This window comes from Dyadobacter jiangsuensis, assembly GCF_003014695.1.
GTDB classification, from domain to species: domain Bacteria; phylum Bacteroidota; class Bacteroidia; order Cytophagales; family Spirosomataceae; genus Dyadobacter; species Dyadobacter jiangsuensis.
This window is the reverse complement of sequence record NZ_PYAS01000011.1, coordinates 12,193-26,884: the sequence shown is the minus strand read 5'-3', so window position 1 is coordinate 26,884 and position 14,692 is coordinate 12,193. Positions and strand designations below refer to the sequence as shown.

General features: G+C 50.3%; 16 protein-coding genes. 15 read left to right on the top strand and 1 reads right to left on the bottom strand.

Annotation, left to right across the window (positions count from 1 at the left end; genetic code table 11):
* From CLV60_RS21700 to cysM, 13 genes are all read left to right on the top strand, one after another.
* Positions 1-726, top strand: a complete 726-nt coding sequence (locus tag CLV60_RS21700) for a ferritin-like domain-containing protein (protein WP_106597486.1) — start codon at positions 1-3, stop codon at positions 724-726.
* Between the two features lie 27 nt (positions 727-753).
* The gene (locus tag CLV60_RS21695) at positions 754-1,545 is read left to right on the top strand and encodes a ferritin-like domain-containing protein (RefSeq protein ID WP_106597485.1); all 792 of its coding nucleotides are present in this window, start codon (positions 754-756) and stop codon (positions 1,543-1,545) included.
* 226 nt (positions 1,546-1,771) lie between these two features.
* Positions 1,772-3,004 (top strand): sulfite oxidase, encoded by a 1,233-nt coding sequence (locus CLV60_RS21690; RefSeq protein WP_106597484.1) that lies wholly within the window; start codon positions 1,772-1,774, stop codon positions 3,002-3,004.
* Between the two features lie 35 nt (positions 3,005-3,039).
* Positions 3,040-3,432: a hypothetical protein gene (locus CLV60_RS21685; RefSeq protein WP_106597483.1), complete on the top strand. Its 393-nt coding sequence runs from the start codon at positions 3,040-3,042 to the stop codon at positions 3,430-3,432.
* A gap of 48 nt (positions 3,433-3,480) precedes the next feature.
* Positions 3,481-4,050: a thermonuclease family protein gene (locus tag CLV60_RS21680; protein ID WP_229211081.1), complete on the top strand. Its 570-nt coding sequence runs from the start codon at positions 3,481-3,483 to the stop codon at positions 4,048-4,050.
* A 6-nt stretch (positions 4,051-4,056) separates the two neighbouring features.
* A complete protein-coding gene (locus tag CLV60_RS21675) occupies positions 4,057-4,749 on the top strand; it encodes a hypothetical protein (protein WP_106597482.1) in 693 nt (230 codons plus the stop codon).
* Positions 4,750-4,846: 97 nt separating this feature from the next.
* Positions 4,847-6,100 carry a hypothetical protein gene (locus tag CLV60_RS21670; protein ID WP_106597481.1) on the top strand — a complete coding sequence of 418 codons (1,254 nt, stop codon included), beginning with the start codon at positions 4,847-4,849 and terminating at the stop codon, positions 6,098-6,100.
* 80 nt (positions 6,101-6,180) lie between these two features.
* Positions 6,181-7,572, top strand: coding sequence for a hypothetical protein (locus CLV60_RS21665; protein WP_170118834.1), 1,392 nt, complete (start codon positions 6,181-6,183; stop codon positions 7,570-7,572).
* Between the two features lie 32 nt (positions 7,573-7,604).
* Positions 7,605-8,114, top strand: coding sequence for a GNAT family N-acetyltransferase (locus CLV60_RS21660; RefSeq protein WP_106597479.1), 510 nt, complete (start codon positions 7,605-7,607; stop codon positions 8,112-8,114).
* 134 nt (positions 8,115-8,248) lie between these two features.
* A complete protein-coding gene (locus CLV60_RS21655; RefSeq protein ID WP_106597478.1) occupies positions 8,249-9,967 on the top strand; it encodes an AMP-binding protein in 1,719 nt (572 codons plus the stop codon).
* Positions 9,968-10,034: 67 nt separating this feature from the next.
* Positions 10,035-10,766 (top strand): alpha/beta fold hydrolase, encoded by a 732-nt coding sequence (locus CLV60_RS21650; protein WP_229211080.1) that lies wholly within the window; start codon positions 10,035-10,037, stop codon positions 10,764-10,766.
* A gap of 74 nt (positions 10,767-10,840) precedes the next feature.
* Positions 10,841-12,052, top strand: coding sequence for an alpha/beta hydrolase family protein (locus CLV60_RS21645; protein WP_106597476.1), 1,212 nt, complete (start codon positions 10,841-10,843; stop codon positions 12,050-12,052).
* A 199-nt stretch (positions 12,053-12,251) separates the two neighbouring features.
* The gene (gene cysM / locus CLV60_RS21640; RefSeq protein WP_106597475.1) at positions 12,252-13,124 is read left to right on the top strand and encodes a cysteine synthase CysM; all 873 of its coding nucleotides are present in this window, start codon (positions 12,252-12,254) and stop codon (positions 13,122-13,124) included.
* Between the two features lie 101 nt (positions 13,125-13,225).
* On the opposite strand, the gene CLV60_RS21635 is transcribed toward cysM, so the two are convergent.
* Complete coding sequence (locus CLV60_RS21635; RefSeq protein ID WP_106597474.1) at positions 13,226-13,645, bottom strand: cytochrome B; 420 nt, start codon at positions 13,643-13,645, stop codon at positions 13,226-13,228.
* Between the two features lie 68 nt (positions 13,646-13,713).
* Here CLV60_RS21635 and CLV60_RS21630 point away from each other — a divergent pair, with 68 nt between their 5' ends.
* Both CLV60_RS21630 and hpf read left to right on the top strand, forming a co-directional pair.
* Positions 13,714-14,016 carry a DUF4286 family protein gene (locus CLV60_RS21630; protein WP_106597473.1) on the top strand — a complete coding sequence of 101 codons (303 nt, stop codon included), beginning with the start codon at positions 13,714-13,716 and terminating at the stop codon, positions 14,014-14,016.
* Between the two features lie 231 nt (positions 14,017-14,247).
* Positions 14,248-14,625, top strand: coding sequence for a ribosome hibernation-promoting factor, HPF/YfiA family (hpf, locus tag CLV60_RS21625; protein WP_106597472.1), 378 nt, complete (start codon positions 14,248-14,250; stop codon positions 14,623-14,625).
* The last annotated feature ends 67 nt before the right edge of the window (positions 14,626-14,692 follow it).

Here is a 14,692-nt window from a genome sequence, read left to right as displayed (position 1 = left end):
ATGAACAAACACACAAAAACGAAGAACAGCTCCGGCAAAGGAGAAGGGGAAATTACGTCGGTCGTTAACAGACGTCTCTTTTTACGCTCGGCCGGTTTAGCCACATCATTAGGAACAATCGTCATTGCCGCAGGTTGCAACGACGATGACGACGACCCGATGATCCCCGGTACAGGCGACACCGTCGATCTCGGTTCGGGAGACATCGGCGTACTCAACTATGCATACGCGCTCGAACAACTCGAAGCCGCGTTTTACACACAAGTGATCCAGACGCCCTATAACGGCATCACCGACGCAGAGAAAGCAATCCTGACCGACATCCGCGACCACGAGATCGTTCACCGCGACTTTTTCAAGGCGGCATTGGGCGACAAGGCTATCAAAGGACTGACCCCTAACTTCGCTGCCATCGACTTCTCCAAAAAGGAGGCGGTCCTTGGCGCAGCCAAACTATTCGAAGACACCGGCGTAGCGGCCTACAATGGTGCCGGAAAGCTCATCAAAGATCCGAATTACCTCTTGCTTGCAGGAAAGATCGTTTCCGTAGAGGCCCGTCACGCGGCCGTTATCCGTGACCTGATCAACCCGAAATCTGCCGATTTTGCCGGTGACGACATCATCGACGCCAACGGAATGGACAAGGCGATCGCGCCTGCCGACATTCTCATGGCGGTTAAGGGCTACGTAAAGGATACCATCACCGGTGCCAACGTAGGTAAATAATCATTCACACTAACAGGATCAGACACAATGGATATTTTCAAAATCATAGATCAATTCCAGCAAATTGACGGCGATGCAGTCGGAAGAATCGAATACGCGTCGCGCCGTCATTTTATGAACCGGGTAGGAAGCAAGCTGGCCTCCGCGGCGATCCCAACTGCATTTGCGGCAATCGTAAACAAGGCATTCGCGCAGTCGGCAGCCGCCGTGGACGTACTGAATTACGCATTGACGCTCGAATACCTCGAAGACGAGTTCTACAAAGCGGGCAATGCGGCTGCGAACCTCATCCCGGCATCCGACAAAACCATTTTCACACAAATCGGCAAGCACGAAACGCAGCACGTCGCATTTCTCGTAAAAGCGCTCGGGAGCAAAGCCATTGCAAAACCAACCTTCGATTTCAAATACGGTGGTGCCTTCGGGGATGTATTTACCAATTACAAAACCTTCGTAACCGTTTCGAGCGCGCTCGAAGATACGGGCGTACGTGCTTACAAGGGCCAGGCCGGTGCATTGATCGCCGACCCACAGATTCTCGAATATGCATTGCAGGTGCATTCCATCGAAGCGCGGCACGCAGCGGTAGCGAGGCGGCTTGCTGCCACATTGCTGGGCAACACGGCAATGAAGGGCTGGATCACAGGTAAGGAAGGAGCCGTGGCTGCCATTTACGCCGGAGAGGATAACATGACGCAAGGAGGCGTAAACCTCAAAGGGCTTGCTTCGAAGAGTGATGCGGCCATTACCGAAGCGTTCGATGAGCCGCTGACGAAAGAAGCCGTACTCGCGATTGCGGGGCCATTTATCAAAAAATAATCGCACCCATTAACGTAAACTTTCCCTGTTAGGCATATACATGCACTTTTCAATGGGCCATAGCCCTAAGTGCCTCAATACACACTATTATGGATCAGGAGGTTACCGGCGACGGTAGCCTCTTTTTTATGGATAAACCGCCCAAATTGACACGAAATAATGGTTTAAGCCGTTCGGTTTATGTAAGTTTGAAAATAAAGTTTTAAAAGTTTTCCTGAACCAGTTGATGAATTCCGAATTAAACAGAAGAGATTTTCTCAGAACAGGGAGCCTCACGGCATTGGCTACCGCAATGGGAAGCCAGATCGTTTTTGCTAGCCGTATGCCCGCCGGGTACCGCCCCATTTTCCTGGATGAAAAGGACGCGTTGAAAGGCAAAAATGCGGAAATGATCGTGCAGGGTGACAAGCCCTGGAATGTGGAAACGCCGGTACATCTGCTCGATGACCGCGTAACTCCTGTCGAGAACATGTTCATCCGCAACAACGGTCTTGTTCCCGAGAAAATAGATGTAGCCAATTGGACGCTCACGATCGACGGAGAGTCGGTAAAAGCGCCCAAAACCTACACGTTAGCAGACCTTAAAAAGAAATTTAAACAATACTCCTATCAGCTGGTGCTAGAATGCGGCGGTAACGGTCGCTCGGGCTACCAGCCCCAGGCCTCGGGTAACCAGTGGGGCCAGGGCGCTGTGCATTGTGCACAATGGACAGGCGTCCGCCTGAAAGACATTTTAAACGATGTGGGCATTAAAAGCGATGCCGTATATATAGGTTACCACGGCAAAGACCTCCACCTGAGCCGCGATCCGAAGAAAGAATCCATCTCACGTGGCGTACCCATTGCAAAAGCCCTGGAAGATGAGACGCTCATTGCCTGGCAAATGAATGGCAAGGATATTCCCGAGTTCCACGGCTACCCGCTCCGGCTCGTGATCGGCGGCTGGCCTGCTTCCGTTTCGGGGAAGTGGCTGAGCGGCATTTCGGTACGGAACAAGGTACACGACGGTCCGAAGATGGAAGGGCATAGTTACAAGCTGCCCCGCAACCCGGTAGCTCCCGGCACTGAAATTCCGGCTACCGATGAGTATTACAAAATTATAGAGTCGATGCCGGTGAAGTCGTTGATCACGTATCCAAAGACTGGCGCGATGATCGATCCCGGAAAAGAGCTCGCATTGCGCGGGCACGCATGGGCGGGAGACCATTCTGTTAAAAAAGTGGAAGTTTCCATCGACTTCGGCGCTACCTGGAAAGAATGCAAACTCGAAGCACCGGCGAACCGTCTGGCGTGGCAGCATTGGAATACCCATATCAAATTCCCGACCAACGGCTATTACGAAATATGGGTAAAAGCCACCGATGAGACTGGCGTTGCCCAACCGATGCTGGCACCGGCCTGGAACCCCGGCGGGTATCTGAACAATGCTTGCGAAAGAATCGCCGTCAAGGTAGGATAATGTACCACAATGCTTCCGGGCAAATACGATAGTTTATGAAAACTCTTTTGATAGCCATGCTCGGCGCAGGTATTGTTTTTCAAACGCTGCCCGAAACACCGGCCAAACATAACAATGCGAGTACGATAATCGCCGACACCACGAAAAAAGACCCCGAAACAGGCCTGATCGTGGATGAGAACCTGTATATGGTGAAGGCGCAATGTACCAATTGCCATTCCACCAAGCTGATCATCGCCAACCGTTTCACGCGCGACGGCTGGAAGCAGAAGATCCGCTGGATGCAGGCCAACCACAACCTGTGGGAGCTGGGCGATGCAGAGAAGCCAGTACTCGATTATCTGGAAAAAAATTATTCGCCAACTGCCTCAGTGGCAAGGAGAGCGCCTTTAAAGGACATCAAGTGGTACAAACTGGAACAAAACTGATCGGAAACAATAGCTATCTTTGGTACTCAAACTTTATGAATTTTCCGCGTGCCTGATTTCCGTTTTCTCGTTTCCCGATTTGCATTTTCCAGCCTGCTGTTCCTCGTTCTCACCAGTGCCCCGACCATGCTCGCCTCGTGCGCGCTGACGTCCGAAGAAGGCCGGCAATTCAATAATAACAGCGATCTACCGAATCCGCTCAAAGCTGAAGTGATTGGTATTCAGGATGGCGACACGATCGAACTGAAATACATTTATTCAGGTAAGAAGGCGGGCCGCAGAATGGGCAAGAATGTGCGGATACGTTTTCTGCATATCAACTGCCCGGAGCGTAGCATGCCTTTTTACAACAACGCGAAGCAGTTTACGAGCGAGAAATGCTTCCGGAAAATGGTCAGCATTCGCCACAAGGGCGAATTCGATAAATACGGTCGCCTGCTGGGAGAAGTGGTACTGCCCGACGGTAAAGTGCTGAACAAGGAATTGGTTAAGAAGGGATTGGCAGTGCATTTCAAAAAGTATTCGCACGATCAGGAATACGCCAAACTTGAAATAGCTGCTAACAAACAGAAAATAGGCATTTGGACCCAGCCTGGAATGGAACTGGGGCATTTGTAATCTAATATGGAGCATTCGTCGGTAGCATTTTTTCAGATCCTTTATCAGAATGAAACCTTGTTTCAGCTGGAAGATCGCGCGCTGACTGAACGCCCTGCGCCTGTCGCTGAGGAAGCCCAACCTGCCCCGCAGGTACCCGAGCCTGCGCATGTGCAGGCGCCCGCGTCCTCTTTACCTGCGACACCGGCCGTTCCCATGCAGCCACCCGTTTCGTCACAACCAGCAACGCCAGCCGTTCCGATTACTGCCCCTGCATTGCCTCAGACACCTGCAATAACGCCCCCACCGGCTGTGAATGCAGCTATTCCTGCCGCTGCGTTTCCTGCATTGAAGCACAAGGTCCTAGTCCTCACCGACGAGCCAAAGCAGAAGGATATGCTCATGTCCGAAGCATTGTTCCTCGACAATATCCTCAAAGCGGTAGGCCATTCATTGGAAACGAGCGATGTTGTGAATTTCAGCTTCATGCCCGGACAGGACGCGCGAACCGTACTTTCGGGTAAAAAGACCAACTTTTTTATCTCCTTCGGCGTCCCGCTCATCAAGCTCCACCTCGACCTGCTGCTGGTACCTTACACGCCTAAGAATCTGGAAGGTATCTGGTTCCTGCTCGTCGACCCGCTGGTGGTGATCGAATCCGACCGGAATCTTAAGAAAAAACTCTGGCAAGCGTTACAGAAGATGTTTGAAATGTCCTAATCCCCAGGCGCTTACCTTTTTTAATAGCCGGTCATCACAATATTATAGCGAATTTGTTTGTTTTCATGGATAATCGCAGGCTAACCCATGAAAAACTATGGCCAAACTGACTGAATTAATTGCCAGCTGGTTTCGTCCGAGAGAGTCCGACGAAAACGAATTTTACGATGATGAGCCTGTTCAGGCGAACGACACCCCTACCCGATCAGTGGAACAAAATCAGATCCCTCAGACACCTGTTGCCGATAACCGGCAATACGTAACGGCCACTGTGCCGCAGTACCAGCCTCCTGTTAATCAGCCGCCCCGGCCGGTAGTACCCGCGCCAACCACAGCTCAGCAAGCGGCTCCTCAACCGGCAGCGTCTCAACCGGTAGCACCGCAGCCCGCGGTTCCGCAGTTTCAACCGGTGGCACAAGAAATTCCGAAAGTGGAAGTACCGATCCCGTATTGGCTCGAAGACGAAGACACATTGCGTGACGAAGGGGTATTGTTCGGGCTTTCGGAGTCCGACCCGCACGAGAAAACCGACATTATTCATAAATACTTCTCGAATCTGGCTGCCTCGCATTTGGCTAACATCGAGGAGCATAATGAGCGCATTCAGGAACTGAACCTTTTCATCGGTCAGAAACAAAACCGGATCGATGAATTGCAGGAGCGGCTGAAAACACCAGGCGCTCGTGCGGAAGGCGAGCATCATCTTCCGCGGACGCTCATAGGCATCACGCTATGCGCAGCCATGTGCGTGGGTAACTTCTTTTTGATCCGCGAGTCGCTGAAACCGGCGTTTGCAGACAATTCGTGGATCGCGCTGGGCGTGTTCCTGGCCGGGATGTTCAGCTTGTTCGGGCGCATTTCGCTTTTCCATGACACCGATTCGAAAGTGACGTGGAAATCGCTGCTGGAAGAGATCGGACTGCCATTTGCTTCGGCGTTGTTCGTGTTTGCCAACGTCATTACTTACCAAACCTGGTGGCAGGCATTTGCGCTTTTTGTGTTTGTATTCTTCCTCTTCCTTTTTGCAGGAAAACTGCTGCTCAGTAACATTACCGTCCTGCGCAATGACCTCCAAGTTTGGTTAAATATTCGTCGCGACCGCCAGGATTTTGTTGAAAATAACTACAACTGGGAGTCGGAATGCCAAACCTTGCAGGAGGAGATCGACGACCTGCGTGTAAAAAAATGGCAGGTACTGCGCGAGCAGAGCCATGCCGAGACCGAGCGCGACCGCCTTTTTGCCAAGCGGGACATGCTAATCAAGCTTTTTGAGAGCGAATTCTATCTCGCGCGCCGGATGAAAAACGAGCTGACTACCCGGCAGCTTAACCTGATCCAGAAGGGCAAATAGCGGCAGCAAGATGATCAGGAAATGCGCCGATGGCGCGATTTTTATCCTAACTCATAATCGATCAACCCCAAATAATGGTCATGAACGAGCAAAATCCAAATGAAAACGGAGATTACCAACACGGCTACACGCGTGGAATGGAAGGTATCGACCGTGAAGTATATGAGAATTATCTGTCGAGCAATGTAAACCACGACTGGATCCAGGACCGGCTCAATGAAAAGAGATATGAGCTTTCGGAAACCAGATCACGGAACCAACAAGCGCTGACAGAACACAAAAACGCATATGGCAGATTGCAGAATGAGGTAATGGGCCTCAACAATGCAGCTACGCAAATGAAGGACATGGAGCGTTCGATCAACGAAATCGACGCACAGACCGAGGAACTGAAAGAGAAACGTGCCGAAAAGGCGCCGTCCTATTCGCTGATCGCCGGTTTGATTTTCCTTGCCGCCGGTATTTCGTTCATCGCAGGTGACCTGATTATCTCACACGAAATCGTGGCCTATGCGCTGAACATCCGGAATTCGAATGAAGCCTGGGCATTTGCGATCGGTTTGGCGATGCTTTCGGTGTTACTGAAACCTGCCTATGACCGTCTGGTGGAAGAGCCTTATCATAAAGACGAATCCCCGAAGGCCAAATCGCGCTATGCCGGATTTAAACTGATATTATCGATTTTCGCCATCGTGACGCTGATCGTGCTCGGCTGGTTCCGTTACGAAGCCTACCGCACCGACAAGCTGAAAGAGGCAATCAACAAATCAGTTAAAAACCTGCAATTGAATGCAGTTGATCCATTGACCGGCGCGCCGGTGGATAGCCCTGCGCTGACCAAGAAAATCGAGCAGGCACTGCAAAATTCCGATCAGCTCAACCTCGACCTTGTGAACAGCCCGTGGGCATTGCTTTCGTTCGTATTGAGCGGTGTATTGTTTGCGATCGCGGGTGCGGTGTCGCTGGGCATGGCCCTGCCGGTGCTGCAAGGATTCTGGTACCGCTGGTTGCAGGTCGACCCGAAACTATGGCGCTTACGCAGACGAAGAAAGCGGATCCTGAAACAAATGGAGCCGTTGCAACAGATCGTAACACAGCATATGACCCAGAAAACCGTTCTGGAAAACGAAATCGAGCTCTTACCTAAACTGGAAGAACTGAAAACGGAAGAAGCGAAAATCAGGGCGGAAATAGAGGCATTGGAGAATGAACGGAAACAGGCATTAACCGACAGCCGCATTCAATCCTTCGGCGACGGTTATGCGCACGGGCAGGTTACCCGCGACGTAATGAACGAAGAGGAATACGACGCCTGGCGCAACAGTCATCTGACGGTTTCGAACCTCGCATTACGGGCCAAATCGAATGCCTCTGCCGATCGCGCCGTGCCTCGTACGCGCAGCACGGGAATGCGCCCGCACCAGGCTATCCGTAAGGCAATCACCGACCGCTTTGACGAAAACAATTTATAGTTTCTTAACTTGGGGGGCTCATTTCCTTTATTATGATTCTGACCCCCCATTTAAGAATTATCTCCTGTGACGATACGCTTTATGATGCTATCCGAATGGGAAACAATACATTAGCCCGCGTTATGGGCGTAAACGTCCCTAAAAAGTGGACGGATTTCCGCGATACTTTCACCCCATCTTATCACCGTTGGAAAGCCCACCCGCCGTTGCGCGACTGGTGGGTTTACCTCATTATACACGTCCCCGACAACATGCTGATCGGCTCTTGCGGCTACAAAGGTGAGCCTGATCCGAACGGCATGGTGGAGATCGGTTATGAAATCATTCCGTCGTACCGGGAAAAAGGATTAGGCACCGAAACAGCCAAAGGCTTGATGGACCATGCGTTTCAGCACCCGTCCGTGCGCAAGGTGATCGCGCACACCCTGGCGGAAGAAAATGCTTCCGGGCATATTCTGGAAAAGCTGGGTTTTGCCCAAACCGAGGATATAAACGACCCGGACGAAGGACTGCTCTGGCGTTGGGAAATTAGCCGCCGGTAATCGGAATGTCTGCGATTTAACCCAAATTCGAAGGTTTTTCAGGTCAAAAATAAATTGGATTGGTTCGATATTTTTTTGGCTTAATTGATTACCTTAATTCACAAATAGTCATTCTTACCCTTTGCTCTGAAATTATGGTCTCGATCTCGAAGGATACCTATCCATGGCTTAAAAACTATCCGGAGGGCATTCCCTATGAAATAAATCCGGATGCGTACTCGTCCCTGCTCGAACTGATGGAGTCGAGTTTCCGGGAAAATGCCGATAAGGCTGCTTTTACGAATATGGATAAAAAGCTGACTTTCGGGCAACTGGATGAACTTTCGAAAAATTTTGCCGCATACCTGCAGAGCGTCGGCATGAAACAAGGCGACCGCATTGCCTTACAAATGCCTAATCTGCTGCAATACCCGGTCGTGATGATGGGCTCGCTGCGTGCAGGCCTTACGATCGTGAACACGAATCCGTTGTACACGCCACGTGAAATGCAGCACCAGTTCAAGGATTCCGGGGCAAAAGCAATCGTCATACTTGCCAATTTTGCATCAAACCTGGAAAAAGTCATTGCCAATACCAATATCGAGCACGTGATCATTTCCGAAATCGGCGATATGCTGGGCTTCCCCAAAAAGCTGATCGTGAATGCGGTGGTGAAATATGTGAAGAAAATGGTACCGGCTTACCATCTCAAAAACACGGTTTCTTTGGCTCATGCGTTGTCTGTGGGCTCGGGTATTACCTACCAGAAACCGAACGTTTCGGGCCTCGACCTTGCATTTATACAATATACGGGCGGCACTACCGGTGTATCCAAAGGTGCTATGCTTACCCACAGGAACCTGATCGCGAATGTGGAGGGCATTAACGAATGGCTAATGTCCAAAATGCGGAATTCCGAAACAACCGGGCAGCTGACACTCATAGCCGCATTGCCGCTATACCACGTCTTTGCCATGACGATCAACGGATTGTGCGGTATCAAATGGGGCGCGCTGAATGTGCTGATCACGAATCCGAAAGATATTCCCGCATTTATTAAAGAACTCAAAAAAAACACATTCCATATTTTCCCGGGGCTCAACACGCTCTTTAACGGCTTGCTGAACAACCCGGAATTTGCTTCAGTGGATTTCTCGAACCTCAAAATCACGATTGCAGGCGGCATGGCACTGCAAAAGATCGTGGCGGAGCGATGGGAAAAAGCGACCGGCTGCCCATTAGTGGAAGGCTACGGACTTTCCGAAACATCGCCGGTACTCTCGGTGAACCCGTTGAACGGCAAACACAAGCAGGGTACCATTGGCCTGCCGTTCCCGAGTACTGAAATGCGCATCCTGGGAGAGGACGACAAATGGCTGCCCATCGGCGAGCGCGGTGAAATCTGCGCGAAAGGGCCGCAAATTATGCTCGGCTATTATAACCGCCCCGATGAAACCGCCAAAGTGATCCTGGAAGATGAAAGCGGCCGCTGGTTCAGGACCGGAGACATCGGTATCGAGGATGCCGACGGCTTTTTCAAGATCGTGGACCGGAAAAAGGATATGATCCTCGTTTCAGGCTTCAATGTTTATCCCAATGAAATCGAGGATGTAGTAGCCCAATGTCCAGGCGTCGCAGAAGTGGCCTGCGTGGGCATTCCGGATGAGAAATCAGGGGAAATGGTGAAAATTTTCGTGGTCAAAAAAGACCCGGAACTGACTGAGGAAAAGGTGAAAGCCTATTGCAAGGAAAACCTCACAGGCTACAAAAATCCCCGGCAGATCGAGTTCCGTAAAGAGCTTCCCAAAACCAATGTAGGCAAGATACTCCGCCGCGCGCTGCGCGAGGAAGAAATGGCGAAAGTTAGCCATTAGGGCCGCAAACGGTCGAAGGTTTAGTATATTTAGGCAAACAAGTTCTCAACCTTGAATGCAAATCTATATGAATCTACACCGGAAAACTTTGGTATTACTACATGGTCATGGCATAGATGACACGATTTGGGACAGCCTCGACGCTGCAATCAATGACACTCACACGGTAGTAAGACCGAACATTTCGCTCTTCACTTCCTGCCAGACCGTAGAGGAATATGCAGACGAACTGCATCGCTTCCTGACCAACGCCAACATTCAGAAATGTACGCTGATCGGCCATTCGATGGGCGGCTATATTTCCCTGGCATTCGCCGAAAAATACATGGACATGCTCGAAGGTTTCGGGCTTTTCCATTCCACAGCCTACGCCGACGACGACGCGAAAAAGCATCAGCGTGGCCAGATGATTGAACTCCTGCGGACCTACGGCACGGAGTCGTTTGTAAAAAGTACGGCCGCAAACCTTTTCGGTGACCGCTACAAAGAGCTTTATCCCGAGCGTATCAAAGAACATATTGCGCATTTCGGCAAACTCCCCGCCGAAGCGTTGATCGCCGGTATTACTGCCATGCGCAACCGTCCCGACCGCACCGCTGTGCTGGCCAGCTTGCCATTTCCGGTACTATTCATCATTGGCATGCAGGACAAGCTGATTCCCTTCGAGAGCGTCATCGAGCTCGCCGAATTCCCGAAAAAGAGCTACCCGCTGATCTTCGCCGAGGCCGGTCATATGGGTATGGTGGAGCGACCTGATGCTACCGCCAGGATGATTAACTGGTATATGAGTAAAATTTAACGGAAGAATTATCATCAAAAACAGGCCATTATGCGTTACCAGTAATATACTAATGGCCTGTTTATCTTTTAGCTATGCAAAAATCTACCCCTTCCCTTTCATTTCGATACCTTGGCTACCTGCTCATTTGGAGCCTGCTGATCCTCAACTCGTGTAAGGATGATGATACCAAACTGGTACCGCCTACCGAGGAGAATGTCTATTTAAAGGAAAGTACTCCTATTACTTCCCTCAGCAAGGCGCAGATCATTCAAAAGACGGGGAGCTTGTCGGGGTTGGTGACGGCATACGTTAAGAACGATATCAAAGTCTACAAGATCACTTATAAAACCAAAAACACCGACGGGACGGATATTACCGCTTCGGGGGCACTAATCGTTCCGGTAACAAGCAACCCGGTATCCATGATCAGCGTGCAGCACGGTACCATCACCGACATCGGCGACGCGCCATCTCTTTTTAGGGACGGATCGGAGGGCTCCTCTTTCGGATCGCTATTCGGGTCGATGGGCTACATTATCGCTTACCCGGACTACATTGGCTATGGTGCTTCCGACAATCTCCCGCACCCATACGAGCACCGCGCGAGCCTTGCTTCGGCATCATTGGACATGTTAAGAGCTGCGAAAGAATATCTGAGGGGTCAAACGGAGATCAAATGGGACGAAAAACTGTATGTCGCCGGCTATTCAGAAGGCGGGTTTGCAACGATGTCCCTCCAACGGAAGATCGAAGAAGAAGCCTCGTCGGAATTTAACCTGCGGGCATCCAGCTGCGGGGCCGGCGCTTACGACAAGACCGCATTTATGAAGCATATCATCAATGATAAAACAGATGGCATTGCGGGGTACAATTCGCTTTATCTCTGGGTTTTGCTTACGTACGACAATATTTATAAGCTCAACAAACCGGCTTCGTATTACTTCACGGAAAAGTATGCCTCTAAAATAGCCGCGTCGGGAAGAAATGTCTCCATTGCAGAGAGCTTCCACCTGGCCTTGAACGACTCATTCAAAAAAGCGCTCAACGACGGGACAGATAAGGGTTTCATCGATGCCATTGCCGATAACGACGTTTACAATTTCAAACCCAAAACCCCGACACAGCTCTACCACGGCACTAAAGACCCGCTGGTGTTTTTTTTCAACTCCGAAAATGCCTACAATGCCATGCAAAAGCTGGGCGCCACCAATGTGACGTTTATCAAGGTTACCGATGGCACACATAGCAGCTCAATCCTGCCATTCCTGCTGGGTACCCAGGCATTTTTTGCCGAAACCCCATAAATAATATGGTATATTTGCATCCCACTAGTTTCATAGGGTAAATATGCTTTCAACTACCAAGTTTTCTACTTTTTCATCCCGTCGGGCATTCTTTCGGATCGTTCGATGTTGTTGATTTACGCTTGCACAAAGAGGTCGCCCGGTCGATAACTCTTGATACACGTACCTTTTTTGAATCACAACATCACGAATTTTCACCATGTCATCATTACTGGATCTGGTAGGCAATACACCCCTGGTTGAATTACGAAGAGTTAACCCCAATCCCAACGTCCGCATATTCGGCAAGCTGGAAGGCAACAATCCCGGCGGCAGCGTGAAAGACCGCGCGGCATACAGCATGATCAAAGGCGCGCTTGAACGCGGCGAAGTGAAGCCCGGTATGAAGCTCGTAGAAGCCACCAGCGGCAATACCGGCATCGCGCTGGCCATGATAGCACGGCTTTTTGACCTTGAAATAGAATTGCTGATGCCGCAGAGCTCCACCCGCGAGCGCGTGCTCACGATGGAAGCATTCGGGGCAAAAGTGATCCTCACCGAAACCATGGAAAGTGCCCGCGATCTGGCCGAAGAAAAGGCTGCGGCAGGTGACTATTTCATGCTCAATCAATTTGCCAACCCCGATAACTGGAAAGCGCATTACCGCACCACAGGACCGGAAATTTACCGCGATACCGACCAGCAGATTACGCATTTCGTATCATCGATGGGCACTACGGGTACCATTATGGGCGTTTCGCGCTATTTGAAAGAACAAAACAGTAATATCCAGATCGTCGGCTGCCAGCCCAACGACGGTTCGAGTATCCCCGGCATCCGCAAATGGCCGGTGGAATATCTTCCCAAAATATTTGAAAAAGAGCGCGTGGACCGCGTGATCGAAGTGTCGCAGGAGGATGCCACGCTTACTACCCGGCGCCTGGCCAACGAAGAGGCTATTTTTGCCGGAATGAGCAGCGGAGGTGCTGCCTGGGGGGCCATTCAACTGGCGAAGGAACTGAAAGAAGGGGTGATCGTCTTCATCATCTGCGACCGCGGGGACCGATATTTGTCGAGCGATCTGTTCGGATGAGCGGCTTCGCCGCGACGGCTGACCACTAACGGCCGACCGCCGATCACTTGTGCATTACACACAAGTGATCGGCGGTCAGCGGTCGGTCGTCGGCGGTCAAATCAGAACCATCCCGATCCCAGGTTACGGAAAGGCCAGGGGATAGCCACCAGGATAATAATCAACGCCAATGCATAGAAATATAACACCGTCCGGTGCTTGTCGGCGCCGGATAGCTTCTTCGACCGTACTCTTCCCACAGTAATGAGCACGATGGCGATCAGCATCATGAATACGTGTTCTATCGAATAAAAACGAAAAACTTTCTCGCTGATCAGATCGAAGTTAACTTTGGAGCTCATGAAATACAGCACCAGTCCGATCAACAACTGGGTGTGGGTGGCGATGAGGGTAAAGAGGTACAGCTTGCTGTCGCCCTGGCTGCCCTTCTGCCAGTTGGAGTAGGCTGTGAAAATCGCTGCAATCAAAAGTCCTAACACCACATAACGGAGGCCCGAATGGGCGTGTAGAAGAATATTCATGATAATACTGGTTACGGTGAATAAGTATATGCATGCAAATGTAACTCGCAAACATAAATTTTTATAAAATGATCGTCTATAACATCACAGTCAATATCAGTTACCAGGCCGAAAAAGATTGGCTGCATTATATGAAATCGGTGTATATCCCGGAAATCAGTGCGACGGAACTGCCGCTGGAATGCAAGCTGCTGCGGCTCCTGACCGAGATCGAGAACGAAGGTTCGACCTACACTACCCAGTTTAAATTCAGGACGATGGAAGATTTTCTGGCGTATCAAACCCACTTTCAGCCGACCATACAGGAGCGCCATCATGAGCTTTTCAACGGGCAATATGTCTCTTTCAGGACACTTTTGGAAGAAGCGTAATGCCAGTATACGTGGTTTTTAGAGGCAAATAAATGTGCCTTAAAAACCACGGTTATTACTTGACATTAACTTAATATTTCCTTTTATTTAATCTACCGTTAAGGCAGATTCAACCAGGAGATCAGCCCGGATAGCACGCGTTTTTATAACTATCCGAAGATGAATAAACCTCCGGCATGAAGATCTGGAAAGCGGTTGGAAATATGTTTTACTTTAAAATGATGTGTGCTTATGAGACTGCAGATGCAAGCAATTCACTTTGATGCCGATCCCAAATTGTTGACATTCATTCAACAAAAATTGGATAAACTGGATACGTTCTATGACCGGATCACCAGTGGAGAGGTATTCCTTAAGCTCGACAGGAATGAAAACACCAAGTTGCATACCAAACTCCTTGAAGTGAAGCTCTATGTGCCCGGCGGGACGATGTTTGTGAGGGAGCAGGGAACCACCTTTGAAGAAGCAACCGATTTAGCAATAGATACCCTGAAAATGCAGGTTAAAAAATTCAAAAATAAAAGGAACAATGCCAGGGCCGCGAAAGGCCTTGACGGACTCTCCGAAGACAACGGGGTAGTCGTGCTGGCCGAAGACATGGAAGAATAGACCAGCGTTCAACTTGAAGCAAGAAGCCGCCTACCGCCAGGCGGCTTTTTGCGTTTTAGATGTATTT